This window comes from Pseudidiomarina tainanensis, assembly GCF_004214835.1.
Lineage (GTDB): Bacteria > Pseudomonadota > Gammaproteobacteria > Enterobacterales > Alteromonadaceae > Pseudidiomarina > Pseudidiomarina tainanensis.
In genome coordinates, this window is the sequence record NZ_PIQJ01000001.1 from 1,607,026 (window position 1) to 1,633,292 (window position 26,267).

General features: G+C 46.4%; 20 protein-coding genes and 2 tRNA genes. 9 read left to right on the plus strand and 13 right to left on the minus strand.

What is annotated here, in order from left to right; all coding sequences use genetic code 11:
* Positions 1-83: 83 nt before the first annotated feature.
* From CWI82_RS07845 to dnaQ, 6 genes are all read right to left on the minus strand, one after another.
* The gene (locus CWI82_RS07845; protein WP_130203098.1) at positions 84-2,678 is read right to left on the minus strand and encodes a TonB-dependent receptor plug domain-containing protein; all 2,595 of its coding nucleotides are present in this window, start codon (positions 2,676-2,678) and stop codon (positions 84-86) included.
* Between the two features lie 180 nt (positions 2,679-2,858).
* The gene (locus tag CWI82_RS07850; protein ID WP_130203099.1) at positions 2,859-5,036 is read right to left on the minus strand and encodes a M3 family metallopeptidase; all 2,178 of its coding nucleotides are present in this window, start codon (positions 5,034-5,036) and stop codon (positions 2,859-2,861) included.
* A gap of 112 nt (positions 5,037-5,148) precedes the next feature.
* Positions 5,149-5,496, minus strand: coding sequence for a YkgJ family cysteine cluster protein (locus CWI82_RS07855; RefSeq protein WP_130203100.1), 348 nt, complete (start codon positions 5,494-5,496; stop codon positions 5,149-5,151).
* A 38-nt stretch (positions 5,497-5,534) separates the two neighbouring features.
* Positions 5,535-5,611: transfer RNA gene (locus tag CWI82_RS07860), tRNA-Asp, on the minus strand.
* 29 nt (positions 5,612-5,640) lie between these two features.
* A tRNA-Asp gene (locus CWI82_RS07865) sits at positions 5,641-5,717 on the minus strand.
* A 144-nt stretch (positions 5,718-5,861) separates the two neighbouring features.
* A complete protein-coding gene (dnaQ, locus tag CWI82_RS07870; protein ID WP_130203101.1) occupies positions 5,862-6,548 on the minus strand; it encodes a DNA polymerase III subunit epsilon in 687 nt (228 codons plus the stop codon).
* 238 nt (positions 6,549-6,786) lie between these two features.
* Here dnaQ and rnhA point away from each other — a divergent pair, with 238 nt between their 5' ends.
* Entirely contained in the window at positions 6,787-7,257 is a 471-nt protein-coding gene (gene rnhA, locus CWI82_RS07875; protein ID WP_130203102.1) for a ribonuclease HI, read from the plus strand.
* Here rnhA and CWI82_RS07880 read toward each other — a convergent pair whose 3' ends face one another.
* A complete protein-coding gene (locus CWI82_RS07880) occupies positions 7,258-7,653 on the minus strand; it encodes a rhodanese-like domain-containing protein (protein WP_130203103.1) in 396 nt (131 codons plus the stop codon).
* Positions 7,654-7,682: 29 nt separating this feature from the next.
* On the minus strand, positions 7,683-8,408 hold the full coding sequence (locus CWI82_RS07885) for a class I SAM-dependent methyltransferase (protein ID WP_130203104.1): 726 nt from the start codon (positions 8,406-8,408) through the stop codon (positions 7,683-7,685).
* Positions 8,409-8,473: 65 nt separating this feature from the next.
* Here CWI82_RS07885 and gloB point away from each other — a divergent pair, with 65 nt between their 5' ends.
* On the plus strand, positions 8,474-9,187 hold the full coding sequence (gene gloB, locus CWI82_RS07890) for a hydroxyacylglutathione hydrolase (RefSeq protein WP_092854299.1): 714 nt from the start codon (positions 8,474-8,476) through the stop codon (positions 9,185-9,187).
* A gap of 36 nt (positions 9,188-9,223) precedes the next feature.
* Positions 9,224-10,837 carry a LysM peptidoglycan-binding domain-containing protein gene (locus CWI82_RS07895; RefSeq protein WP_407681426.1) on the plus strand — a complete coding sequence of 538 codons (1,614 nt, stop codon included), beginning with the start codon at positions 9,224-9,226 and terminating at the stop codon, positions 10,835-10,837.
* A 3-nt stretch (positions 10,838-10,840) separates the two neighbouring features.
* On the opposite strand, the gene ligA is transcribed toward CWI82_RS07895, so the two are convergent.
* Genes ligA through CWI82_RS07910 form a run of 3 tightly spaced genes read right to left on the minus strand, consistent with a single transcriptional unit; the run spans position 10,841 to position 17,301 of the window.
* Positions 10,841-12,883 (minus strand): NAD-dependent DNA ligase LigA, encoded by a 2,043-nt coding sequence (ligA, locus tag CWI82_RS07900; RefSeq protein ID WP_130203106.1) that lies wholly within the window; start codon positions 12,881-12,883, stop codon positions 10,841-10,843.
* A 2-nt stretch (positions 12,884-12,885) separates the two neighbouring features.
* The gene (gene zipA, locus CWI82_RS07905) at positions 12,886-13,821 is read right to left on the minus strand and encodes a cell division protein ZipA (RefSeq protein WP_092854295.1); all 936 of its coding nucleotides are present in this window, start codon (positions 13,819-13,821) and stop codon (positions 12,886-12,888) included.
* A 33-nt stretch (positions 13,822-13,854) separates the two neighbouring features.
* Positions 13,855-17,301 (minus strand): AAA family ATPase, encoded by a 3,447-nt coding sequence (locus CWI82_RS07910; protein WP_130203107.1) that lies wholly within the window; start codon positions 17,299-17,301, stop codon positions 13,855-13,857.
* 204 nt (positions 17,302-17,505) lie between these two features.
* Between CWI82_RS07910 and cysZ the strand changes: the two genes are divergently transcribed.
* The 4 genes from cysZ (at position 17,506) to rnk (ending at position 21,265) form a co-directional block, all read left to right on the plus strand.
* A complete protein-coding gene (gene cysZ / locus CWI82_RS07915) occupies positions 17,506-18,261 on the plus strand; it encodes a sulfate transporter CysZ (protein ID WP_130203108.1) in 756 nt (251 codons plus the stop codon).
* A gap of 39 nt (positions 18,262-18,300) precedes the next feature.
* Positions 18,301-19,125, plus strand: a complete 825-nt coding sequence (locus CWI82_RS07920; protein ID WP_130203109.1) for a hypothetical protein — start codon at positions 18,301-18,303, stop codon at positions 19,123-19,125.
* Between the two features lie 72 nt (positions 19,126-19,197).
* Complete coding sequence (rimO, locus tag CWI82_RS07925) at positions 19,198-20,556, plus strand: 30S ribosomal protein S12 methylthiotransferase RimO (RefSeq protein WP_092854287.1); 1,359 nt, start codon at positions 19,198-19,200, stop codon at positions 20,554-20,556.
* A 328-nt stretch (positions 20,557-20,884) separates the two neighbouring features.
* Positions 20,885-21,265, plus strand: coding sequence for a nucleoside diphosphate kinase regulator (rnk, locus tag CWI82_RS07930; protein WP_092854285.1), 381 nt, complete (start codon positions 20,885-20,887; stop codon positions 21,263-21,265).
* 24 nt (positions 21,266-21,289) lie between these two features.
* On the opposite strand, the gene rmuC is transcribed toward rnk, so the two are convergent.
* Positions 21,290-22,660, minus strand: a complete 1,371-nt coding sequence (rmuC, locus tag CWI82_RS07935) for a DNA recombination protein RmuC (RefSeq protein WP_130203110.1) — start codon at positions 22,658-22,660, stop codon at positions 21,290-21,292.
* Entirely contained in the window at positions 22,653-24,164 is a 1,512-nt protein-coding gene (locus CWI82_RS07940; RefSeq protein ID WP_130203111.1) for a fumarate hydratase, read from the minus strand. Before CWI82_RS07940 ends, rmuC begins: the two co-directional genes overlap by 8 nt.
* A gap of 156 nt (positions 24,165-24,320) precedes the next feature.
* Between CWI82_RS07940 and pabB the strand changes: the two genes are divergently transcribed.
* Positions 24,321-25,673 (plus strand): aminodeoxychorismate synthase component I, encoded by a 1,353-nt coding sequence (gene pabB / locus CWI82_RS07945; protein WP_233340215.1) that lies wholly within the window; start codon positions 24,321-24,323, stop codon positions 25,671-25,673.
* On the plus strand, positions 25,670-26,266 hold the full coding sequence (locus CWI82_RS07950; RefSeq protein WP_092854279.1) for a CoA pyrophosphatase: 597 nt from the start codon (positions 25,670-25,672) through the stop codon (positions 26,264-26,266). The genes pabB and CWI82_RS07950 overlap by 4 nt, the downstream gene beginning before the upstream one ends.
* The last annotated feature ends 1 nt before the right edge of the window (position 26,267 follow it).

The following is a 26,267-nucleotide window of genomic DNA, read 5'->3' on the forward strand; positions in this document are numbered from 1 at the left end:
TACAAATTATTTACTAACCTGTATATCAAAAAAAGGAGGACAGAGCTAGCTCCATCCTCCTTTTAACATTGCATTTTACGATGTTAGAACTTGAAGTTTACTTTGGCATATACGAATGCACCACGAGGATTGTGGACACTGGACGCATAACCATATAAATCGCCGTCACCATCGCCAATAGCAAATGGCGGCTCTTCATCAAGTACGTTATTAGCACCAAAAGTTAAACGGGTGCTTTGGCTAAAGTCATAGCGCATTTGTAAATCGAGCAACATCATTGCATCTACGGTACGCGCTTTACTCGCCTCGACATCTTGTGGAGACTGATAGTCTTCAAATTCACCGATGTATGTCACGATGGCTGTTGCGCCCCATGCATCGCGACTCCAGTCAACACTACCAATCCAACGGTGCTCTGGATAGTTATATTCACCAGCATAATCAATACCGTTTTTCTCAAACTTAGTCATGTAGGTCCAATCTAGTGCGAATTTCAGATCACCCATATCATTCAATGACATTAAATAGTTGGTAGAGAGATCGAGACCACTCGCTTCCTGCGAGCTGATATTGATATAGCTGTTGTATAACGTTGATAATGAGCCTAACTCTTGCCCTGGTAACGGATCTAGACGCACACATATAGTGCTGTTTTGATTGTTACACTCTGCTTCATAAACCAACTCAAAATCGTTCCGATCAATTTTATTATCTTGAGTAATTGACCAGTAGTCAGCGCTAACATCCCACGCATCACTGACCTGCCATACGCCACCGATATTCCAGCTTTCCGATTCTTCAGCTTCCAGATTTGGGTTACCGCTAAACACAATTGTGTAATCGGTTGCAGCACACGCTGGATTGCTCGGATCAGGAGTCGGACAGCGATAGGTATCAGTAAAGAATTGGGATACTTGTGATGGACCTAAACCAATTTGCGCGAGTGATGGCGCACGGAATCCGGTGCCGGCCGAAGCTCTTAAGGTAAAGTCATCAGTGACAAACCATTGAATCTTACCTTGCGGGTTGGTACTTGAACCAAAATCGCTATAATCATCATGGCGTACGGCTAAACTGACCTCGACAGCGTCACCCACTGGCACTAGAAACTCAGCATAGGCTGCCCACTGATCTCGTTCTGCTTGAGCCGACACCGACTCAGTACCAAAAATCAAACCACGCTGGAACTGATCATCTGGTGTGTCGACAACATCTTCCTCGCGATATTCAAAGCCAGCCGCCATCGATACATAGTTATCGCCTAACTGGAATAATTCACCGGTGATGCTTCCATCGACTGCAGTCAGATGGGATTCGCCACGACGGACGAGACTGGTTGTGATGGCATCAATAACCTCCGGATCATTGGTAACACCGCCAAATGGATTATATCGGCCTGCATTAATTTCCTCTTGCAAGAAGTCTGTACGTACCCAACCTTGGTCTTTACTGCCGGTCTGCAATCCGCGACTACGTGCTTTGGTTGCCGATACATCCCAATCCCAAGCGCCAAGCATACCACGCAAACCTGCGACGAACCGTAATGTATCAGACTCGATATCCCAAACTCGATTACCTGCATCAACTGTGCGATAGCGGTTAATATCAACATACTCACCAAATGGATTGTTCGGATGATCAGCCGGTACATATAATCCAGCATCACCGTCTAGCGGTGTGGCCGCCCCACCAGCTTTTGAACTGTTGTGTTGTACAGCAAACTCAATGTATGCATCAACATTAGCGCTAACTTCAAAGTTTGATAGAACCATGGCCCCTACACGTTCTGCTTCAGGCCAAGTCATCGTAGCGGGACCGTAATCATACACACAGGTTTGACCAAACGTATTTTCTTCCGGGCAGCCTGGGTCGATCACAACTTCGCCATTTAGGATAAAATTACCCGGATATCCGCGTGATGACCGAAAATCATTACCACCATACGGCGCTTGGTTTGCTGTACCAAAACGACCCATTTCACTCCCCATAATTGAAGTGTTGCGATAATAATCAAAAATTACTGTGGTATTATTACGCCCTGAACCGGTACCCCACACGGTACTCATTGAAGTTTCGTCGTAACTTGGTCCGGTGGTACTACCATGACTTAGACTTAATTCCATACCATCGAAGTCTTTACGCAAGATAACGTTTACGACACCGGCAACTGCATCGGAACCGTAGAGCGCTGACGCACCATCTTTTAAGATATCAATACGTTCAATTGCAGATACCGGAATAGTATTAATATCGACAAACGAATTCGCTACCCCCTCAGCGAACGCTGATACATTAACCCGTCGACCATTAACTAATACTAGCGTTGCGTCGGCACCGAAGCCGCGTAAACTTACTGCAGCACCGCCGTTAGCCGTTGAATCTTGGCTATTTCCACGAGTCGAAAACGTCCCTGCACCTGCCGCCGGTGAGCGTTCTAGAATTTGTTGAAGGTTTGAGAAGCCCGAAGCTTCAATGTCTTCCCGAGAAATAATATCAATCGGTGAAGCGGTTTCCATGTCAGTACGGTTGATTCGTGAACCCGTTACAATAATCCGTTCTTGTGCCTCATCAGCATTCTGACTTTCTGATTGGTCTTGTGCCGCAGCAACGCTAGGCAGCAATGACGCGACAGCAAGAGCACTCAGCGATAAGTTAAATGACTTAGTTAAACTTGTCATAATAATGTCCCCTGGTTGTTTTATTAATGTGACAAAATGGTCACCTTTATTTATGATGCATTTTTGACAAAAATCAAATTTTTAAGCTTAAACATCACCTTACTGACAGTATTCAGCTATTTATTAAACAAAAAAAAGGGTAAAGCCGAAGCTTTACCCCTTTTTAACTTTGTATTTATGTTAATCGATTTTCGGTGTCGTTAAACCGCGACGCTCAAGAAGCGCTTCACCAGTTGGTTCTTGGCCACGGAAATCAATGTACTGTTGCATTGGGTCTTTGCTATTTCCTTTTGACAAGATGGTGTCACGGAATTTCTGACCGTTTTCCAATGTTAAACCACCCTGCTCTTGCATATATTTGAATGCATCGGCAGCCAAAATTTCAGACCACATGTATGCGTAGTACCCTGCTGAGTAACCGCCAGCGAATACGTGCGCGAAGAACGTTGATTTATAACGCGGTGGTACCGCATCAACTGCGACGCCATTGCGCTCTAACGCTGCGGCTTCAAACGCAGCAACGTCTTCAATGCTTGCAGCGGCTTCTGGCGTTAACGTGTGATATTCGAAATCCAACAGGGCTGACGCAATATACTCAAGCGTGTCGTAACCCATATTAAAGTTCTTCGCTGCCATCACTTTATCAAGCAATTCTTTTGGCATTGGTTCGCCAGTTTCATAATGCTTCGCAAAGTTATTCAACACCTTTTCATTGAGCATCCAGTCTTCTTGGAAAGTTGACGGAAACTCAACATAATCACGCGATACAGAGGTACCGGCAAGTGACGGGTACATGACGTCTGAGAACATACCGTGTAAGCCATGACCCATTTCGTGGAACATGGTGCTCACTTCATCAAAGCTCAAGAAAGTTGGACCTTCTGCTGCTTTTTTGATGTTCTGGTTATTCAAAATAACAGGTTTCTGATCGAGCAAGTTCGATTGGCTAACAAACGAGCTCATCCATGCACCACCGCGCTTACCATCGCGAGTAAACCAGTCGCCATAGAACAGACCTAAGGTTTCACCGTCAACGTCTTTCACTTCATAAACGCGGATATTGTCACCGTATGTAGGAATGTCATCGCGTTGGTCAAACGTAATGCCGAACAATTGGTTCATCGCAAAGAATACACCGTCTTCAACTACGCGGTTGAATTCGAAGTACTTCTTCACTTCTTCAGCATCTAACGCATACTTTTCAGCACGCACTTTTTCTGCGTAATATGCCCAATCCCACGGTTGAACTTCAAAGTCGCCGCCTTCCGCATCAATCATTGCTTGGATTTCAGCTTGCTCGGCTTCGACATTGCTCACAACCGCAGGCACCAAATCGCGTAGCATTTTTTGTGCCGCTTCAGGAGTTCCAGCCATGCTGGTTTCGAGAACATATTTACCCCAGTTATCGTAGCCGAGGAGTTGCGCTTTTTCTGCTCGCAATTCAGCGAGACGTTTCACTAATGGGCGGTTGTCCGTCGCTGTATTACCAGTACCACGGTATGCTGAAGCTTCCCAAACACGCTGCCGTAATTCACGATTTTCAAGCGACGCTAGAATTGGCTGACGTGTTGTATTGGTAATGGAAATCGCATACTTACCATCATGACCTGCAGCCGTTGCAGCTTCAGCAAGTTGCTTGATCTCAGCTTCACTCAAGCCTGCTAATTGCGCCTTATCTTCAACAACAACCATGTTTTCTTTGGCAAGATTCATTAAGTTGCGTTGGAATTCAGTTGTTAGCGAAGAAATTTCGCTGTTGATTTCACGAATTTGTGCTTTCGCGTCTTCGCTTAATTCAGCGCCAGCGCGAACAAAACCTTTATAGGTATCTTCGGTCAAGCGTAACGCCTCACCTTCAAGACCAGCGCGATTGTCGTAAACGGCTTTTACGCGAGCAAACAAATCTGGGTTCAACATGATGTTGTCACGATGCGCCGCCATTTTAGGTGCAAGTTCACCTTGTAGTGCACGGGTATCATCATTACCGTTCGATCCAGCAACATTGTAGAACACTGAGGAAACACGACCTAATAATGCACCGGAACGTTCCATTGCAACGATAGTGTTCTCAAATGTAGGGGCTTCAGAGTTGTTAGCAATTGCTGCAATTTCTTCAGCATGCTCGGCCATACCCGCTTCAAAAGCTGGTTTATAGTGCTCAAATTTGATCTTTGAGAAATCTGGAGCATGATATGGCAAAGTGCTCTCAGCATAGAATGGGTTATTTTGATTGAATTCAGCAGACTGTGCTTGTTCAGTTTGTGCAGTGTCTGCAACTTGCTGAGTCGCTTCTTTATCTGAACATGCGGCAACTGTTAATGCCGCGCCAATAGCAACAGCGATAAGGCTCTTGCGCATAATGATTCTCCCTTGTGGTTGTATTTAACTGTACTAATGTACCCCTCATAGCAACCACGCTCAAGAGCCGTTCATGGCACAATTGTAACAATTTGCCCCAATCTAACGGCTTCTAGGCTACTTCTTGCACAGGAATGAGCTGACTTAAACCGTATTTCGCGCGCGCTTTATCGCAATACGGGTTAGAGCCATTTTCAGAAATATTGAATTCACGACAAGGACTCGGCCGATTCGTGTAAATAGAACAACTGACCTGTTGCCCAATTTCGCCTTCTAGAGCGACACAACGCGGACTTTTTTGATTCGTGCCTTGCATGCACAATAAATGAGGATGAAATGATTCGGTTAGTTCGCTTGGAACATAGCCTTCAGGAGCGCCAGTAGCCTCTCCCCAATAAAACGACACACGATAAGACGCGCAGCAAGCCCCACACGTCAAGCAGGCGTTAGCCAAACTCATCGCACGACACTCCAAAAAGACAAGATAATCGTTTGAAATGGCGGAGCGGACGGGACTCGAACCCGCGACCCCCGGCGTGACAGGCCGGTATTCTAACCAACTGAACTACCGCTCCGCAGCGGTATGAAACCAATTTCAGGAAAGTGGCGGAGCGGACGGGACTCGAACCCGCGACCCCCGGCGTGACAGGCCGGTATTCTAACCAACTGAACTACCGCTCCGCTTTCCTAATTCCGAGTTTCCCGGATGGGTCCCCCTGAATGCGGAGCGAATATTACGAGCGCCGGATTCTATCGTCAACCTTTTTTTTCAACTTTTGATTCGTTTGCGTGAAAAATCATCAAAACCAGCAAAAAGTATAGATTTTATGACCAAATGTGGTTTTGAATAAGCTGTAATCGAGCTTGGTGCTGTTGCTCTTCTTCTGCGGTTGCCGTAACGATTTTTAACGATGGTTTATTCTCAACACGCGTCCATCCAGTACTATGGCTACCTTGAGCATTCTTATTTTGACCGGCTAATTCAAGTTTAGTCTGCCCACCAGTCATCATGAGATAAACGTCAGCTAATAACTCAGCATCTAGCAAAGCCCCGTGAAAGGTACGATTTGAGTTATCGATACCATAAGCGCGACATAGCGCATCAAGGTTGTTCTTTTGTCCGGGACGCTTTTCTCGAGCCAGCATCAAGGTATCGAGTATTTGGCAATAATCCGTCGTTTTACCAAATCCATTGCGGAGCAAACGAAATTCATGATCAATAAATCCGACGTCAAATGCGGCGTTGTGAATGACTAACTCTGCGCCGTCGATAAAAGCCAGAAACTCATCTGCAATCTGTGCAAACACTGGCTTATCTTCTAAAAATTCATTGGTAATGCCATGAACTTCTATTGCTTCTTGCTCTACCACACGTTGCGGATTGATATAGGCGTGGAAGGTGCGTCCGGTTAATTTTCGACGAATAACTTCAACTGCACCGATTTCGATAATGCGGTGCCCTTGTGCGGGGTCTAAACCGGTTGTTTCTGTATCTAGTACTATTTGTCGCATGAGGATTCCGTTATTCGTTATTCGTTATTCGTTATTCGTTATTCGTTATTCGTTATTCGTTATTCGTTATTCGTTATTCGTTATTCGTTATTCGTTATTCGTTATTAGTGTGCTTGTTTTCGTGTGATGGGACAAGTAAATACATTTAAATTTATCTAACGCACATTGTCTTGTTTATCTGCTAGACTCGGTTGTTCAAATAACCAGTAACAAATAACTAAAAACGAGTAACGCTTTCATGTCTAAAAAGGTGCATATCTATACTGATGGCTCATGCCTTGGTAACCCAGGGCCAGGTGGCTATGGTATTGTTATCGAATACGGTGAACATAAAAAAGAGCTCTCAGCTGGTTATAAATTGACAACGAATAACCGTATGGAAATGCTTGCCGCTATCAAAGCTTTAGAAGCACTTAAACGACCGTGTGATATCATCTTAACAACCGACAGTCAGTATCTGCGTCAGGGCATTCAATCGTGGATTCACAACTGGAAAAAGAACGGTTGGCGTACGTCGGCAAAAAAGCCGGTAAAAAATGCAGATTTATGGCAAGCGCTCGACACTGCAGTACAGCGCCACACGATTCGTTGGGACTGGGTTAAGGGCCATAATGGCCACCCGCAAAATGAGCGTTGTGACGAATTGGCCCGTGCCGCCGCAGAAAGTTCGAAACTGCAGGACGACACGGGTTTTAATCCCAGTAGCTAATTACTCACCTGCTACCTGTGGATATTTCGCTTCTTCCCACGCCTGCATGCCACCGGCGACGGAAATAACTTTCGCTTGTTCAAATCCCATGCGAACGAGTGATTCTGCAGCTAAAGCAGAGCGTCCGCCTGAGCGACAGATTAAATAAAGTGGCTCTGCCGCAATGCGCTGCAATGCATCATCATAGCCAGCGACCGCTGGGTGCTGATTTATTTGCATTTCCAATACACCTCGCGGCATGTTGACTGCTTGGCGGATATGACCTGCGGCAAATTCACCCGGTTCACGCACATCGATGACGCGCGCGCCTTCAGCAATTTTCTGTTGTAACTCGTGAACATCAATTTCAGACACGTTTGAGCGCGCCTGAGCACATAATTCCTGTGAACTTAACATCAACAACTCCTATTTAGTTCTTAATCAGATTATTTCACTCGATTTGCCACCGGTAATGCATTAACACGAGGTTTTGCTCGCTGTTTATGCCGCACTACCGTCAGCGGAAACTCTCGTTTTCTAGCGACGATGTAATACATTGACCCAACTTGCGGAAGGTATCTTGCAATGTGACCCAAACCGACACTTGGTGAGTTTGTTTTCGCAAACATCATCGTTGGTGCAACATAACCGCTATCAATAATTTCAAAATTTAACAGAGCTAGCCAATCATTAATACGTGCTTTGCTAAAATAACGCCCACGCCATGGTGCTTTTTTTGTATTACTTGGCCAAAAACCGGTCAAAACCGCTGGGCTAAACGGATTAAAGCTCGCCAAAATTAAATGACCGTCAGCAATCAGACTGCGACTCAGCTCTCGTAATACTTGGTGTGGATCTCGCTCAAATTCAAGCTGGCCGATCATCATAACAGCATCGAGTACACCTTCGGCAAATGGCCAATATTCTAGATCGGTTTGAATATCAGCCCCTGCAGTAAGCGCCGCAGAAAACTCATGTTGTACTCTTAAATCTGGCAGTTCCAACGCCTTCGCAAGCTGTCCAACCCGGGCAAAGTGATAGCCAAAAACTTTTGCACAACTCGGTGCCAACGCCTTACTTAACTCTGCTTGGAGCCATTCGCCATGAGGCAGCTGTGACCAGCTTGTTGGTGCAGGTGTCGACGTTATTCGACGCGCTGGCATTAACATCATTGCTTGCCCCCTTTATAATCTGCGCCTATAAAGTGTTTATATTCATTAATTCATTAGGTGATTACATGCATATCGCTGCGATTCCTGCATTTGATGATAACTATATTTGGGCCATTCAGCCATATGCTGGCTCGGATGCAATTATTGTCGATCCCGGCGAAGCAGAACCTGTTCGCGATTGGTTACGCGGTCATGATGTCGGTATTATGGCGTTTTTTATTACCCATCATCACTGGGACCACACCAACGGCTTGGTCGATTTATTAAAAGATTATGACGTTCCGGTTTATGGCCCTCGTGGCGGACATATTCAGGGCGTGAGTCGCCCACTCGAACACCTTGAACGCTTTTCAGTTGATGGCGATGACCGTGAATACACCGTTTTCTGTACACCAGGGCACACCCTCGATCATATTTGTTTTTATACTCCAGGCCACGTTTTCGTGGGTGATACATTATTTTCTGCTGGCTGTGGCCGAATGTTCGAAGGTAAGCCTGAACAGTTTCACAAATCTTTACAGTGCTTAGCTGAACTACCTGACGCTACCAACGTCTATTGTGCTCATGAGTATACTGCAGCAAACCTTGAGTTTGCGTTGGCGGCCGAACCTAATAATCAGGAAATTCGCCGGTATAGTGAACAAGTGAAAGCGCTGCGTGAACATGGGTTAAAAACGTTACCCAGCACGATCGGCTTCGAAAAACAAATTAATCCGTTTTTGCGGGCACCAACGGTTGCAGAGTTCGCTCGACTGCGACAGTGGAAAGACCAGTTCTAATCCCGTAAACTGCCAGCAATTTAGAGTTTTGGAATGATGTACATGAAAAAATGGTTAGCTATCGCAATATCTTCAAGCATCCTTAGTGGCTGCTCTACTCTGCCGTGGCAAGATCAACCTGCAGACGCCAGTACGACCGTGCAAACGGTTCCAGAAGAGCCTATTGCGGCGCCAATAAATGATGTTGAAAAAGAAGCAGAAACATCTGAATTGGAAGTCAGTACCGTTACCGAGGTCGAGCTTACACCACAAGAAGAAGCTGATTTATGGCTTCGTATTAAACGACAACTCACCATGGAAGCTCCTGAAGTACCGCGCTTAGTCAGCCAGCGTAACTGGTACCTCAATAACCCGACCTACATGGAGCGGGTTGCAAAACGCGCACAACCCTTCATGTACTTAATTGTTGATGAAATAGAACGCCGTAATATGCCGCTCGAATTAGCATTATTGCCAATTGTCGAGAGTGCATTCGATCCATTTGCTTATTCTCATGGTCGAGCCGCTGGCGTATGGCAATTTATACCGGGTACCGCTCGCCACTATGGTTTAGAGATCAATTGGTGGTACGACGGCCGTCGCGATGTTTACGCAGCAACACATGCGGCTTTGGATTACTTAGATGCGTTACAAAAGCGCTTTGATGGCGATTGGCTACATGCTCTTGCAGCATATAACTCAGGCGAAGGGCGTGTCGCTAATGCCATTCGGAAAAATAAGCGCGCCGGTAAACCAACCGATTTTTGGTCTCTCGATTTACCCCGTGAGACACGCGCTTATGTACCCAAACTATTGGCGCTAGCTGATATTTTGAAGAACTACGACGATTATGCTCAGCACTGGCTGCCTATCGATAACACGCCTTACTTAGCGATTGTCGAAGCGCAAAGCCAAATCGATCTGGCGAAAGCTGCGGAAATGGCAGAACTCGATTTAGATACGCTGCACCATTACAACTCAGCCTATAACCGTTGGGCAACCGACCCAGTTGGCCCTCACCGACTGCTGTTACCGATTGAACATGCTGAAAAGCTTCAAGCATGGTTGGCTACTGCAGACAGCAAAGAGCTGGTGCAGTGGACACGCCATAAGGTGAAGTCAGGTGAGAGTTTGTTGGTTATTGCGAAGCAATACCACACTACAGCGAAAGCGATTCAGCAGGCGAATAACATTTCAGGGCATATTATTCGCGCTGGCGAACATTTGTTAGTTCCGGTGGCCACACGTGATCTTGATGACTACAGTTTATCAGCCGAGCAGCGTTTGGTTAGTAAACAATCTGAATCACGCGGAGCTTACAAAGTAGAGCACGAAGTTGTACGTGGCGACACTTTGTGGGATATCAGTCGCGAGTACAATGTTAATTTGCGCAAGCTAGCAAGCTGGAATGGTATGGCACCAACCGACCCCTTACGCCCCGGCAAAACACTAGTCGTTTGGTTGCCTCAATCGGAAAAACCGGCTGGTGTGGTGCGTAGTCTCAACTATAAAGTCCGCTCGGGAGACTCACTCGCCCGTATTGCTTCTCGGTTTAATGTCACCATTACTGATATTGAAAAATGGAATCAAATTAGCCGCAGCAATTACTTGCAACCGGGTCAGCAACTGAAACTGTATGTTGACGTAACCCGGTTGAATACCCAATCTTAAGAGTTATTTGAGGAGGTCGATTAAATCGGCCTCACTCAAAATTGTGACACCCAGCTGTTCAGCCTTCGTTAACTTCGAACCAGCATTATCCCCAGCAATAACAGCTGTAGTTTTTGCCGACACACTGCCAGACACCTTAGCCCCTTTCGCTTGCAGCGCTTGCTTCGCCTCATCACGCGTCATTTGCGTTAAGGTACCCGTTAGCACATATGTGTTACCTGCAAGCGTCGCCTCGCTCTCCGCGATTTTCTTGACTGCCGGCCAGACAATACCAAGTTCGAGTAGCTCTTCGATGACTTGCTGATTATGGGGCTCTCGAAAAAATTGATAAATATGGCTTGCGACAACGCCACCAACATCAGTCACTTGTTCTAGTGCCTCAATATCTGCAGTTGAAATTAGCGATAACTCACTAAAGTGACTCGCTAAATTAGCGGCCGTTGCTTCCCCAACCTCGCGAATACCCAATGCGTACAGAAAGCGCGGTAATGTTGTTTCTTTACTTGCGGCAATTGCCGCTACAATTTTTTCTGCTGACTTTTCGCCCATTCGTGGCAAGTGAGCAAGTTCACGTACTCGCAGACGGTATAAATCAGCAGGCGATTTAACCCAATCGCGCTCAACAAGCTGTTCAATTAATTTATCGCCCAAACCATCTATATCCATGGCTTTGCGAGATGCAAAGTGCTTCAACGCTTCACGCCGCTGCGCAGCGCAAATCAAACCACCCGTACACCGTGCCACCGCCTCGCCTTCGGCACGCTCAATATGCGACTCACAAACCGGACAATGTTGCGGAAAAACAATCTGTTCAGCATTTTCTGGGCGACGTTCATGAACAACTTGAACGACCTGCGGAATGACATCGCCGGCGCGACGAATAATAACAGTATCGCCCATGCGAATATCCAGCCGTTCAATTTCATCAGCGTTGTGAAGCGTTGCATTGGAAACCGTAACACCACCTACAGCCACTGGCTCTAAACGCGCCACAGGAGTTATTGCACCGGTTCGTCCAACTTGAAAATCAACACCTCGAATAACCGTTAACTCCTCTTGTGCTGGAAATTTCCAAGCGATAGCCCAGCGCGGTGCCCGAGAAACAAATCCTAAATCGCTTTGCAGCGCAATCGAATTCACTTTTAATACAATACCATCTATCTCGTAACGCAAGCTGTCACGACGCTGCAAGATGTCTTGGTAATACGCGTGGCAGCCGGCCGCCTCACTGACTAACTTAATTTCTTCACTAATCGGCAAGCCCCAGCGTTGCAATTGGTGCAAACGATCGAAGTGAGTCGCCGCTAAATCGGCATCGGGGCTAACCACGCCCATGCTATAGGCATAAAAATGCAACGGACGACGCGCGGTCATGCGGCTATCGAGTTGTCGTAAACTACCTGCAGCAGCATTCCGTGGGTTGGCGAAGGTTTTCTCTCCTGCAGCAGCGGCTCTCTCGTTATATTGCTCGAAGGCGTGGATTGGCATAAACACTTCACCACGTACCTCTAAACGTTCCGGAAAATCTTCAAGAAGCTGTAACGGCACATTACGAATAGTTCGAACGTTAGCGGTAATATCTTCACCGGTTTGTCCATCGCCACGCGTAGCGGCACGAACAAGCTTGCCGTTTTCATAAAGAATACTTACCGCTGCACCATCAAGTTTCGGTTCACAGCAGAACGCCACGTCGCTGGCACTATCAAGGCGCTCAGCAACACGCTTTGCAAACGCATCAAATTCATCTTCCGAAAACGCATTATCTAGACTCAACATCGGTGTTTCATGGGTAACCTGTGAGAATGCGTCAAGCGCTTGCCCCCCGACTTTCTGCGTAGGTGAGTCAGCGTGTTGTAATTCTGGATAACTTTGTTCTAATTGCTGTAGTTCACGGAAGAGTCGATCGTACTCTGCGTCAGGCACTGACGGCTCATCGAGTTCGTAATATTCGCGGTTATAGCGAGTTAAAAGATCACGGAGATAAGTCGCGCGTTGCTGTTGCTCAAGCGACGCGCTCGGTGTTTCATCAAATAAATCTTTAGTCATGATTAATTTTGCTTAATTAAACGTTTACGCTCGAACTCACGAATACGCTGATGAATATGCTGCACAGCCTGACGCGTGAGCGGATTACGGTGTTCGTCTAAGACATGTCCGCGCGAAACGGCTGCGGCAAGTTTCACGGCAGCGTTGTGCATCATGTTAAAAGCTTGCAGCGAATTGCTTTTAATAGGAAGCGCTAAAAACAATGCAACGCCTTCGGTTTGGAACGTTTCGATCGTATCGATATTGAAACTACCGGGATTGAACATGTTCGCCAAGCTAAACAATACAGGGCCATTTCCTGCTGTATCAACATGGCGATGGAAGATGTCAAAATCGCCAAACTTAAAGCCTAACTCGGTCATTTGTTGTAATAAAATTGCACCTTCAATGTTACCCGTTACATGCAGTACAATAACTTCTTCTGGCTCTTCGGTAATAATGGGCTCGTCATCGTCGCGTTCCAACGGCAAATCCATACTTTGTTGCGCCGGCTGGGGTGAAATATCTTTCTTATCAGCTTGTTGTGGCGCTGGCTTCGCTGCCACCGCACGCGCCTTCACCTCTTCATCATCAACAGTCACTTCTGGCAAATCTAACTCAGGTTCTTCATCGGTGGCTCGAATTGTCGGAGCAACCGCTGGCGCTTGTTCTGCCTTCGGTTTATCGTTAGAAACCTTAGTGGTATCGACAGATTGTTCAGCTGCGCTGACAGATGGATTAGCTGGTGTCGCACTCGGCGTGCGCTTCACGACACGAACCTCACCAATACCATCGTCATCAAAATCACTGGAGCTGGCACGCTGACGTTTTTGTTCCACAGCCGCAGCTTGCTCTTGCTGACGCTTTTCATTTTTCCGAATCGTCCACACACCATGCCCCACAATGGCGGCAATCAGCACTAATCCGATGATACTAAAAACAATCTGCATCGTACTCATAACATGCTACTCACTTGATCATTCGTTTTTATATTAGGACGCTTCGGTGAGCGCCACGGCTTCGTCAATATCCACTGCGACTAGCCGCGATACGCCGGCTTCTTGCATGGTAACCCCAGCCAAATGGGATGCCATTTCCATCGCCACTTTATTATGACTGATATAAATAAATTGAACCGTTGCGGACATTTCTTCGACAAGTCGGCAAAAGCGCCCAACGTTCGCATCATCCAGCGGTGCATCAACTTCATCGAGTAAGCAGAATGGCGCCGGATTTAAACGGAAAATTGCAAAAACCAATGATAAAGCCGTTAGCGCTTTTTCACCACCAGAAAGCAAATGAATTGTGCTGTTTTTCTTACCAGGTGGCCGCGCCATGATAGTTACGCCGGTTTCCAACAAATCATCATCAGTTAGTTCAAGATAAGCGCTACCGCCACCGAATACTTTTGGAAATAGTTCCTGCAATCCACTGTTCACTGCATCATAGGTGGCACGAAAACGCTGACGGGTCTCTTTATCAATTTTTCGAATTGCCGTTTCTAGTGTTTCTAACGACGAAGACAGATCTTCGTGTTGCTGGTCCAAATATTCTTTACGTTCCGCTAATACTTCAGCTTCTTCGATGGCCGCTAGGTTGATTGCACCTAAGCGCTGAATCGCGTTTTGTAAGCGCTCAAGTTCTGCTTGCCAAGCTTTTTCATTCGCCTGTTCAGATAACTGCTCAAGAACTGGTTTTAGTGGCTGTTGCATTTCTTGCAGCACCGCTAAAACATTGCGTGTTCGTTCTTGCAGCGCAGCTAGTTCCATTTGGCTACTTTGCAGTTTTACCCGCACTTTCTCTATGTGGCCTTGCACCCCCTGAGCACCCGAACTAATTTCTCGAATTTGGGCCTCTTGCTCGCTTAATCGATTCGCCCACTCACGACGCTGTTCGTCGACTTTTTCACGGCTCTGGATCAATTCTTCAAGTTGTAGAGCTAATATCTCTAATTGCTCATGGCTATCTTCGTCTGGTTGCTCCAATAAAGATAGCTGTTCCTGCGCTTGTTGCTTCTGTGACTCAATCCGACTCATTAGGGTTTGCAAGTGCTGTCGTTGTGAATCCGTTTGCTGTATTTGCAAAACAAGCTGTTGGTGGTTTTTTTGTATACCACTCAGAGCACTTTGCGCCTGTTGACGTGATTCTTGCAATTTCACCCGCCGTTCTTGCCAATCATCATCCTGCCGCTGCTGGCCTTGTTCAAGCAATACATCAGCTTGTTCAATGAGTTCTTGGCGTTCAATTTGAAGCATTTCCAACTGCTGATTCGTCGCAGCGTTCTGCTCGTCAAGGAGCTGTAACTTAGTAGTCAACGAATCTCGCTGTTGAGTCTGCCATTGCAGCTTCTCCGACAAGCTCAGGTACTGCGCTTGCATTTCACTTAGATGCTCGCGTTGTTGTTCACGCAGTTGTTGAAGATCCACAGCGACTGACTTCTGCTCAACCAATTTTTCATTGACTTCGGTAAGCTGCCGTTCGAGCTCCTGCAACTCTTTGGTAACGTTTTGTAATTCTTGTTGTTGCGCAATCTGGCTATCTTCGGCTGCCACTTGCGGTGCTCGATAGCCCGCTCTTGACCACAGTTGTCCAGCTGAGTTAAGGACAACGGATTCCGCGCTAGGTTCGTCACCACACTTAATATCATTCAGCAACGACCACTGACGCAAAGGTCCGGAAACAGCTTCGGCTAAACTGTTAGAGGCAACAGATTGTTCCCTTAGCACGACGATTCGCGCACCCAAGTGTTCCGGCCAGTGTTTTGGGCGCTCTTGCAAAACCCAAGCATCCAGCCAGTCAGTAACAATTTGCTCTGCCGCAAATTGCCATGTCGTATTCACTTGCAGCAAGTCACGAACTTGACCGAGCGGTTCAATACCCTGCTCTAGTAACCATTCTCGTACAGCGACCGGCCAACTTTCAGCTTGCGCGGCTTGCAACAGATGCTCCAGTGAACTTTTCCGGCCCAACAGTTGCTGCTGCATACTTTGCTGCTGTTCTCGTTGAGCGTGAAGTTGCTCTAGCATCGACGAATTAGTGACTATATTTGCATCGGTAACACTAAGTTGTTCTTTTAATTGCTCGCGGGTGGCTGATAATTCATCAATTTGCTGCTGTAACTCTGGATTAGTAATCTCATTCAATTGCTGCTTAAGCTCGACAACTTCTTTGCCGTTTCTTTGCAACTCTTCATGCTGCCGCTGAAGTTGATGCTCAATGCGCTGCTGTTGCAATTGCACTTGCTGCTGCGATTCACGGTGTCTTTGCAGTTCATCAAGATGACGTTGGTAATCATCCTGCCATTGCAACCAGGCATGCTCTTCCGTCTCAAGTCGCTGTTCTGCTTCTTGGAGTTGCTGCTCAGCTAATTCAAACTCTGGTGCCAGCATTTCTCTTTGCTGTTCAAGTTCCTGCCACTGTGCTTTGTCATCTTCTAGCGTTTGTTCAAATTGCCCAATCTCCGCCTGTAATTGGTGGCGACGCTGTTCACGTTGTTGTTGTTGCTGACGCAACCCTTGTAGCTCATGTTCATGGCGGGTAATGTCATTGCCCAACTGATAAAACTGCTGCTGAATCTCATCCAGCTTTTGCTTCGTCTCTTCCGCTTGTTCGCGCAACTCAAGAGTTCCGCGCTCACTACCACGTTGCTCGGCGAGCCAACGCTCAAGCTCGGTTTCCTGCTCTCGAATCGTCGTGCGAATTTGTTCTGCTTGTTGCTCTTGCGCTAACCAACGTAATGCCTGCAATTCGGCTTTGTATTTGCGCTCTTGAGATTTCAAATCCTTGTAGCGCCTTGCCGCTGCAGCCTGGCGTTGCAGTTTGTCCAACTGACTACCTAACTCGTCACGAACATCGTTTAACCGATCGAGATTGTCGCGGGTATGTTGCATACGGTTTTCAGTCTCGCGGCGCCGCTCTTTATACTTAGAAATACCAGCAGCTTCTTCAATGAAAATTCGCAGCTCTTGAGGCTTGGATTCGATGAGACGCGAGATCATACCCTGTTCAATAATGGCATAACTCCGCGGCCCTAGGCCGGTGCCTAAAAACAAATCCGTAATGTCGCGGCGACGGCACTTACTGTTATTCAGGAAGTAATCTGAGCGACCATCTCGGGTAACTAGTCGCTTTACGGAAATTTCGGCATAGTTTGCATATTCACCCTGAATACGCCCAGAAGAGTTATCAAAAACGAGTTCGACACTGGCTTGAGAAACTGGCTTACGCGAGCTGGAACCATTGAATATGACATCCGTCATGGCATCGCCACGCAGGTTTTTCGCCGAGCTCTCTCCGAGAACCCAGCGTACCGCGTCGATGACGTTTGACTTACCGCAACCGTTAGGGCCCACCACACACGTCATCTGATGCGGAAATGGAACCTTGGTGGGGTCTACAAACGACTTAAAACCAACCAATTTAATGTGTTTTAGGCGCATTTATAATCGTTATCAGTTCGCTACCAAAAGAAGAAACTTTGCATGTTTAATTATCGTTTCGACATTAGCAGATAATAGTAAATTTTGTAATAGCTTTACACGTTCTAGAATGATTAACTAACACTTACATTTTCAAGAAATTAGAAACCTTTAGACGAGTTATAATTAATTTATCAAAGAAACACAGCCGATAAAGGGATTACGATGCAAGTTTATAGTGAATTTGGTGGGAGTTATGTGCAGCGAGGCTTTGAGCTGGCTTTCCAAAAAGGACTTCGACGTTACGTTTTGATTCCTTTAGCAATCAACATTGTCTTGTTTAGCGCAGCGATTTACGCAACATTTCATTACACGACAATTGGCGTTGAGAAATTAATGGCTTGGTTGCCAGCTTATCTTTACTGGCTCGAAGTTCTTTTGTGGCCACTTATTGTCATTGGTATTGTCTTGATATTTGCGCTGACGTTTACTAGCGTTGCTAATATTATCGCCTCGCCATTTAATAGTTTGCTTGCTGAGCAAGTCGAAATCAAACTCACCGGGAAAGGTCCTATCGATGGCGGTGTCGCCGGTATGATAAAGGATATTCCGCGCATCATCGGACGCGAATTTCAGAAAATTATCTACTTCTTGCCGCGTATTCTTGGCTTCGGTCTATTACTCTTATTTGTGCCTATTTTAGGGCAAATTCTATGGTTTCTGTTTGGTGGTTGGATGATGACCATTCAATATGCGGATTATCCTTTTGATAACCATAAGGTGCCATTTCGTACTATGCGCCAAGAACTCTGGCGTCATTCTGGTAAGAGCTTATCGTTTGGCTGTATTGTCGCGGTGTTAGCAAGTATTCCAATTATCAATCTGATGATGATTCCGGTTGCCGTCTGCGGTGCAACGGCAATGTGGGTAGATCACATACAATCTGCGATGAATGAGTCTGGTAATCCATTACGAGAATGACTACTATTTTTGTAACACGAGCAAATGTTGCAGGATAATATGAAAAATAAAGGATTATTACTCAGTTTTCTTATCATTGTGACCAGCTGGAGTTGGCCACTCGCTGCTCAGCAGCAACCACACGAAATTGTTTGGGCAGCTAACATAGCGCCACCTTTCCATATCGTCTCAGGCCCGTATGCTAATCAAGGGCTCTGTGACGCTTTAGTCGACGCTTTCAAAGAAGCGCTACCGAACACGAAACATAAGGTTGAATACCTTCCCCAATTACGTATTGGTATGTTGTGGGAGCAGGAAAAAAACATTTGTTTTCCATGTATGATCCATCGTAGTAACGAACAAGAGTTGATTGCATTTTCGAATCCAACCCATACTTATCCAACACATGGAATCATTACGCGTCCTGGTTTAGTTGCTGAATTAATCGAAAAATACGGCAACCCTATCGATCTTGAGCTTTTACTTCGTGATCAATTATATCGATTTGGTCAGCCCGTTGGTCGGTTGTACGGAAAGTTACAGCCACTGCTTGATGAGTATGTGATTGGAACGCCACAACACATTGATGTTTCCGGCGATACTGCGAATACCAGCATGATGTCGATGATACTCAGTAAGCGTCTTGATTTCACAATTGATTACCCAATGGTCAAGCGTTTTTACGAGGAAACAGAAGGCCGTTCGCTCGCATTTATTCCGGTCACGCAACTGGTTGGCGATATTATTCTCGGAGCCGTTGCATGCACCAAAAACGCTTGGGGTGACGATACTGTCAGACAAATTAATGAGGTCATTCCAGAAGTTCAAAATAATCCACACTTTATTCAAGCCCAAGATTTCTGGTTGGAGAGTTCCCCGCGGTAGAGTCGATTAGCACTGGATAAAATAAGCGTGATATAATTTCACCAGATTATTCTGTAACTAACTGAGCACTACATGACCGTTGAAAAATTCCAGCCAGAAGCCGTTGCTAACGGCGAAACTGCAGCTCGCATTGGCTTTGTCAGCTTAGGCTGTCCAAAAAACCTCGTTGACTCTGAACGCATCCTCACGCAACTTCGTACCGAAGGCTATGACATAGTTAATAGCTATGACAATGCTGACATGGTCATTGTGAACACTTGTGGCTTTATCGATTCAGCCGTACAAGAATCTCTTGACGCCATTGGCGAAGCACTAAACGAAAATGGCAAAGTTATCGTTACCGGTTGTCTTGGTGCGAAAGATGATGAAATTCGTGAAGTTCATCCAAACGTACTAGCAATTACGGGGCCGCATGCTTATGAGGAGGTGATGGGACATGTGCATCGCTACGTTCCGAAGCCAACTCAAATTCCGTTTGAAAATCTAGTTCCAGAAACTGGCGTGAAACTCACACCACGTCATTTTGCATACTTGAAAATATCTGAAGGCTGCAACCACCGTTGTACGTTCTGTATTATTCCGAGCATGCGTGGTGATTTGGTTAGCCGCCCTATTGGTGATGTTCTCAGCGAAGCTCAGCGTCTTGCCAATGCTGGTGTTAAAGAGTTATTGGTGATTTCGCAAGATACCAGTGCTTACGGTGTTGATGTGAAGCATAAAACTGGGTTTTGGGAAGGCCAACCAGTTAAAACCAGTATGCTTGCATTGTGTGAGGCACTTGGTCAGCTCGGTATATGGGTACGCTTACACTACGTTTATCCATATCCCAGCGTTGATGATGTCATTCCATTGATGGCTGAAGGTAAGTTGCTGCCTTATTTGGATATTCCGTTACAACATGCCAATAAGCGTATCCTCAAGTTAATGAAACGCCCGGGTTCAGCAGATCGCACGTTAGAACGCATTCGTAAGTGGCGTGACATCTGTCCTGATTTAACCATACGCAGCACGTTTATCGTTGGCTTCCCTGGTGAAACCGAAGAAGAATTCGAAGAGTTACTCCAGTTTTTGCGCGATGCGCAACTTGACCGTGTCGGTTGTTTTACCTACTCCGACGTTGAAGGTGCAAAAGCGAATGAATTGCCAGACCCAGTTCCAGAGGAGATCAAGCAACAACGTTACGCACGGTTTATGGAAGTTCAGCAAGAAATTAGTGCGGCACGTCTGCAAGCGAAGATTGGTCGTACACTCAGTGTGTTAATCGATGAAGTTGATGACGAAGGTGCGATTGGCCGCAGTTATGCGGATGCACCAGAAATCGATGGTTTGGTATATCTTAATGGTGAGTTTGATGTACAACCAGGCGATCGCGTTCAAGTACTTATTGAGCACGCTGACGAATATGATTTGTGGGGAACCGTACAACGTTGAGTTGAGTTTACTGCAAATACTTCTAAAAGCCTCGCCACCTACTGTGCGCAAGGCTTTTTTTCTTGCCTTTATTTTTCCTGACACTATGATTAGGTGAACGAATTTTAAGGAAACCTATGAACCACTATATTGCGCAAGAAAATGCGCAACATACTGTTACTACACTGACCTTACCTATATAAGCCGGGCGTAATCGGATACGTCCGGCGCGCTTTGCTGAACCTCACGAATAACCAATATTTTTTCTAAGAATTTAAATGAAACATCAATCAGGCCAAGTATTGGCCGACTTTTGTAACGCGTTTTATTGATTAAGAGAGTTTGTTATATGAATCAACAGCCAGAAATTATCATTACAAAAAAAGATCTCATTCAAATTGAGTCTTTATTAGCATCGACCAAACCGTTGCCAGATTGCGCCGATGAACTTGAGGGCGAGTTAGCGCGCGCCAATGTGGTGGCGAATGACGCTTTACCGGCTAACGTTGTAGCGCTTGGTAGCAAGGTTACTTTCAAAATCATTGCGACCGGCGCAACGTTTACCAAAGTGTTGTGCTTACCATCAGAAGTCGCGGCAATCGATGGCGGCATTTCGGTATTTGCACCAATCGGTGCGGCTATTCTAGGTTTATCTGAAGGGCAACAAATCGATTGGGATAGTCCACGCGGTCAACAACGCATTGAAATTATCGAAGTAGCGCACAATTAACTTGTGCGCTCGTCATATGCAACACTAGCCGTTATCGTCTTCAGTGCTGTCATCTTGAAGCAACTTGCTATCGATCTGTTTGCTGGTTTGAACACCCAACTTACGGAAGTTTTCAACGCGGCCGACTAAGTTTCCGCGCCCACTTGAGAGCTTATTCATTGCGCCATCGTAATGCTTGCGAACACTTTCAATCGCGTTGCCAATCTTTTGCATATCGTCAATAAAGCCAACAAACTTGTCGTATAGTTTTGCCGCTTCAGTAGCGATAACTTGCGCGTTTTGGTTCTGATATTCGTACTGCCAAATATTATTGACGGTACGTAAAGCGACTAACAAATTGGTTGGGCTGACTAACATAATGTTATTATCTAACGCCAATCGAATCAGCTCAGGATCGCGATCAACCGCAAGTAAAAACGCAGGCTCAATCGGAATAAACATCAACACATAATCAAGAGTTCGCACGCCGTCGAGTTGCTGATAATTTTTTTTACCTAATCCCTTAATGTGGTTACGAAGCGAGTTCACATGCTCAGTTAACGCCTGTTCACGCTCTGCATCATCGTCGCTATTAAAATAACGCTCATAAGCAACCAGCGATACTTTCGAGTCAATCACCACATCTTTATCATTGGGTAAGTGAACCACCACATCGGGTTTGAAGGTTTTGCCATCATCATCTTTATGCTGCGATTGCGTGTGATATTCATTGCCCTCACGTAAACCAGATTGGCTTAGAATACGTTCAAGCACCACCTCACCCCAGGTACCCTGCGCTTTGGTGTCGCCTTTGAGTGCACGCGTTAAAGCTTCTGCTTCGGCAGCCATTTGCTTATTCAAGTCGCGCAGCGAATTTACTTGAGCTGTCAGCTCAGAGCGTTGCTTTAACTCTTCCGTATATTGTTGCGTGACTTGGGTTTTAAACGCTTCTAGTTGTTGTTTGAACGGAGCTAATGTCGTTTCTAGCGTTTGTTTACTGCTAGCTTGAAGGCGCTCTGATTTTTGTTCGAAGATTTGTTGTGCTAAGCGCTCAAACTCTTTCTTCAAACGCTCTTCACTGGCTTCCAACAACTTTTGCTTCTCTTCCGCACCTTGCAACTTGGCGCTCAAATCAGCGCGAACGCCAGCCAGTTCAGCCTGCAAGTCACTACGTTGTTGTTGCACTTGCTGGAGCTGCTGTTCACGCTGCGCCAAACGTTGTTCAAAACTTGTACTTAACTGGTCGTTCTGTGCACGGAGTTGTTGCAGTTGGTTCTCTAGAAAACTTTGCTGTTGCATCGCTTCTTGCTGTAACGACTTATTCCGTGGCGCCAGCACTAACCAAACCAACAACCCAACAAATACTGCAGCCGCACTCACGGCTGCAATAAATTGCCACAGTTCCAAATTAAGCATCAGCAGCTTCCAGTTTTACGCGCCAAATAGCTGGCCCGGTTTCGTGAGCGTTCTCACCGGTGCTGTCTACGGCCACGGTGACTGGCATGTCTTCTACTTCAAACTCGTAAATCGCTTCCATACCGAGATCTTCAAACGCAACCACACGCGCTTTCTTAATGGCTTTTGCCACCAGATAAGCTGCACCACCAACGGCCATTAAATAAACTGCTTTATGCTGCCGAATACTCTCGACCGTTGCTGGGCCACGTTCAGCTTTGCCGATCATGCCAAGAATGCCGGTTTTATCGAGCATCAAATCAGTGAATTTATCCATTCGCGTTGCTGTTGTTGGGCCTGCTGGACCAACAACTTCATCACCAACCGGATCAACTGGACCGACGTAGTAAATAAATTTATTGGTAAAGTCGACTGGGAGATCTTCACCACGATCGAGCATGTCTTTAATGCGCTTATGAGCTGCATCACGACCCGTTAACATCTTGCCCGATAGCAATACCGTTTCGCCGGTCTTCCAAGTTTCGATATCCGCTTGCGTTACAGTATCAAGGTTAACGCGACGTGCATCATCACCCAATTCAAACGTAATATCCGGCCAATCTTCTAATTTAGGTGGTTGTAGATCAGCAGGACCCGAGCCATCAAGCACAAAATGCGCGTGGCGAGTCGCTGCGCAGTTCGGAATTAAGGTAACCGGCTTCGATGCAGCATGCGTCGGTGCGGTTTTGATTTTTACATCCATAACCGTCGTTACACCGCCTAAACCTTGAGCGCCGATACCTAATTTATTGACCCGATGATAAATTTCTAAACGTAATTCTTCTTCGGCATTTTGCGCGCCACGGTCGAGTAATTCTTGAATGTCGACCGGATCCATTAAAGCTTCTTTTGCTAATACCGCTGACTTCTCGGCCGTACCACCGATACCCAAACCAATCATACCTGGCGGACACCAGCCTGCGCCTAGTTTAGGCATCGTTTCAACAACCCAATCGGCGATATTGTCACTTGGATTGAGCATAACCATTTTTGATTTATTTTCAGAACCGCCACCTTTAGCAGCAATCATCACTTCCACATGCTCGCCCGGCACCATATCAATATGCACAACTGCCGGCGTATTATCGCCGGTGTTTTTGCGGCTACCTGCTGGATCAGCAACAATCGATGCGCGTAACGGGTTGTCCGGATTGGTATAGGCACGGCGTGTTCCCTCATCCACCATTTGCTGCACCGTCAAGTCAGTTTTATCCCACTGCACACCCATGCCAACTTTCACAAAACATGTCACGATACCGGTATCCTGACAAATTGGACGATGCCCTTGTGCCGACATACGTGAGTTGGTTAATACCTGTGCAATAGCATTCTTAGCCGCTTCGCTTTGCTCGCGGTGATATGCCTTTTCTAGCGCTTGCACAAAATCTAATGGGTGATAGTACGAAATATACTGTAGAGCATCTGCGATACTCTCGATAAAATCTGCCTGACGAATTGTAGCCATGAATACCTCGGAACTTAGCTTGGTTCGAATTTCAAGGGGTAACGTAAAGTTGACGCTATCATAGCGTTTTGCAAGCTGGCTGACTAGTTTCTATGGCTCTTCCATGATGCATGATTATGTTATGCTGATGCGTATTCAAGCAACGGAGAAAATGTTGTGTCCCTACAAGCCGTTCAGTTACCCATTACCGATTCTTTTGTTGAGCTATTTCGCCGCTGCAAAGATGAACCGATGGCGCTATTTCTTGATAGTTGTGATCATACTGCGGGACAGTGGGATTTTATCTTTCGCCAACCCAAACAAGTCGTTACAGCATCGCTACAATGGCCAGAGGTTCTAGAAAGCGCCTTAAATTCGCTACCGGTTTATCAAGGGCCGAGTCACTTGCCGTTTCACGGTGGCCTCGCCGGAGCCTGGAGTTATGATGCAGGTCGAGCACTCGAAACAATCCCGGCTATAGCGCAGGCTGATATCACTCTCCCCGAGCTTTGCGTCGGCCTATACACCCAAGCCTTGATGCGCAATCGGAAAACGGGTGAAACTTGGCTGTTAGCTCCCACCGAAGAACTGGAGGCATTACAGACGTTTTGGTTAACCCAGCCGGATAGCAAACCACAGCCAACAACCTTTGAATTGCTGACAACTTGGCAAAGCAACATGTCGGCGGTCGAGTACGCCGATAAATTTGCTCAGGTTCAAACCTACTTACGCGCCGGCGACTGTTACCAAATTAATCTTGCGCAACGCTTTAGCAGTTTATACGCAGGCGACACTTGGAACGCCTACGAATTGCTCCGCAAGAACAATAATGCGCCCTTTTCGGCTTTTATGCAGCTTGAGCACGGTTCGCTATTATCACTTTCACCGGAGCGATTTCTGGCCATCAATGAACACGGGAACGTTGAAACCAAGCCCATCAAAGGCACGCGTCCGCGAGCAACCGATAGTAAACAAGATCAGCAGTTAGCGGCAGAGCTACAAAGTTCGCCCAAAGATCGCGCTGAGAATGTCATGATTGTCGATTTACTCAGAAATGATCTGAGCCGTTTGTGTATCCCAGGTTCAGTTAACGTCCCGAAATTATTTGCTATTGAATCGTATCCAGCGGTTCATCACTTAGTGAGCACGGTTACCGGTAAACTGACTTCAACCGACCACAATATTCAATTGTTCGCAGCCTGTTTTCCCGGCGGTTCAATTACCGGCGCGCCGAAAATTCGCGCGATGGAAATTATTGACGAACTCGAACCCCACCGCCGTAGTTTTTACTGTGGCAGTTTTGGCTATTTCTCCCAGCATGGACGCGTAGATACCAGTATTGCGATTCGCACACTCGTGGCGACGCGATCTGAAAGATTGCAGAATGTGCAACAAGGAACCATACATTGTTGGGCTGGTGGCGGTCTCGTCGCCGATTCGGATTGTGCGAGTGAATATCAAGAAACCTTTGATAAGGTTGCGCGCATTATCCCCGTGTTAACACAGCAATTTGGGGCTCGTCAGTCATGACACGTCATGATTTTTTGCGCCGCTTTCAATTGCACCCAGCACCAAACATTCAGCGTCCGTTGATAAAGCGTCTGCGCCCAGCTGCCGTATTAGTTCCATTGTTTGAAGACAACGGCGAGCTTCACTTGATACTGACACAGCGGAGTGCCCAATTACGCCATCACGCCGGACAAATAAGTTTTCCCGGCGGACGGCAAGAGCCACATGACCGCGATTTGTATGCCACCGCCGTACGTGAGGCACAAGAAGAGATCGGATTGCAACCAGAAGACATTACATTGGTTGGTCAATTACACGACTACCCAGTCATGAGTAATTTTCTGATTCGTCCCTACGTTGTGCTGATCAACCCGCGCCAGCCTCTGCAACGCGATCATCGCGAGGTTGCTGAAATTTTCACCGTGCCGTTGCGCGAAGTGCTCCATCAAAACAAACATTATGTATACCGGTTACGACGTTTCATATACGATCAGGTATACTTTATTCCCTATCAGCAAAGAAATATTTGGGGTGCTACGGCAGGAATTTTGCGTGAACTAGCTGATCACGTGTATCCTGAACGGCAATTTATATATCGCCCCTTAAACGACTAAT

Coding starts and splice junctions, on each gene's coding strand:
- CWI82_RS07855 (WP_130203100.1), bottom strand. CDS start 5,496: ATGAGTTTGGCTAACGCCTGCTTGACGTGTGGGGCTTGCTGCGCGTCT.
- dnaQ (WP_130203101.1), bottom strand. CDS start 6,548: ATGCGACAAATAGTACTAGATACAGAAACAACCGGTTTAGACCCCGCA.
- rnk (WP_092854285.1), top strand. CDS start 20,885: ATGAATCAACAGCCAGAAATTATCATTACAAAAAAAGATCTCATTCAA.
- cysZ (WP_130203108.1), top strand. CDS start 17,506: ATGCAAGTTTATAGTGAATTTGGTGGGAGTTATGTGCAGCGAGGCTTT.
- CWI82_RS07910 (WP_130203107.1), bottom strand. CDS start 17,301: ATGCGCCTAAAACACATTAAATTGGTTGGTTTTAAGTCGTTTGTAGAC.
- ligA (WP_130203106.1), bottom strand. CDS start 12,883: ATGACTAAAGATTTATTTGATGAAACACCGAGCGCGTCGCTTGAGCAA.
- CWI82_RS07940 (WP_130203111.1), bottom strand. CDS start 24,164: ATGGCTACAATTCGTCAGGCAGATTTTATCGAGAGTATCGCAGATGCT.
- rmuC (WP_130203110.1), bottom strand. CDS start 22,660: ATGCTTAATTTGGAACTGTGGCAATTTATTGCAGCCGTGAGTGCGGCT.
- gloB (WP_092854299.1), top strand. CDS start 8,474: ATGCATATCGCTGCGATTCCTGCATTTGATGATAACTATATTTGGGCC.
- CWI82_RS07950 (WP_092854279.1), top strand. CDS start 25,670: ATGACACGTCATGATTTTTTGCGCCGCTTTCAATTGCACCCAGCACCA.
- CWI82_RS07895 (WP_407681426.1), top strand. CDS start 9,224: ATGTACATGAAAAAATGGTTAGCTATCGCAATATCTTCAAGCATCCTT.
- rimO (WP_092854287.1), top strand. CDS start 19,198: ATGACCGTTGAAAAATTCCAGCCAGAAGCCGTTGCTAACGGCGAAACT.
- CWI82_RS07880 (WP_130203103.1), bottom strand. CDS start 7,653: ATGTTAAGTTCACAGGAATTATGTGCTCAGGCGCGCTCAAACGTGTCT.
- CWI82_RS07885 (WP_130203104.1), bottom strand. CDS start 8,408: ATGATGTTAATGCCAGCGCGTCGAATAACGTCGACACCTGCACCAACA.
- CWI82_RS07850 (WP_130203099.1), bottom strand. CDS start 5,036: ATGCGCAAGAGCCTTATCGCTGTTGCTATTGGCGCGGCATTAACAGTT.
- zipA (WP_092854295.1), bottom strand. CDS start 13,821: ATGAGTACGATGCAGATTGTTTTTAGTATCATCGGATTAGTGCTGATT.
- CWI82_RS07920 (WP_130203109.1), top strand. CDS start 18,301: ATGAAAAATAAAGGATTATTACTCAGTTTTCTTATCATTGTGACCAGC.
- CWI82_RS07845 (WP_130203098.1), bottom strand. CDS start 2,678: ATGACAAGTTTAACTAAGTCATTTAACTTATCGCTGAGTGCTCTTGCT.
- rnhA (WP_130203102.1), top strand. CDS start 6,787: ATGTCTAAAAAGGTGCATATCTATACTGATGGCTCATGCCTTGGTAAC.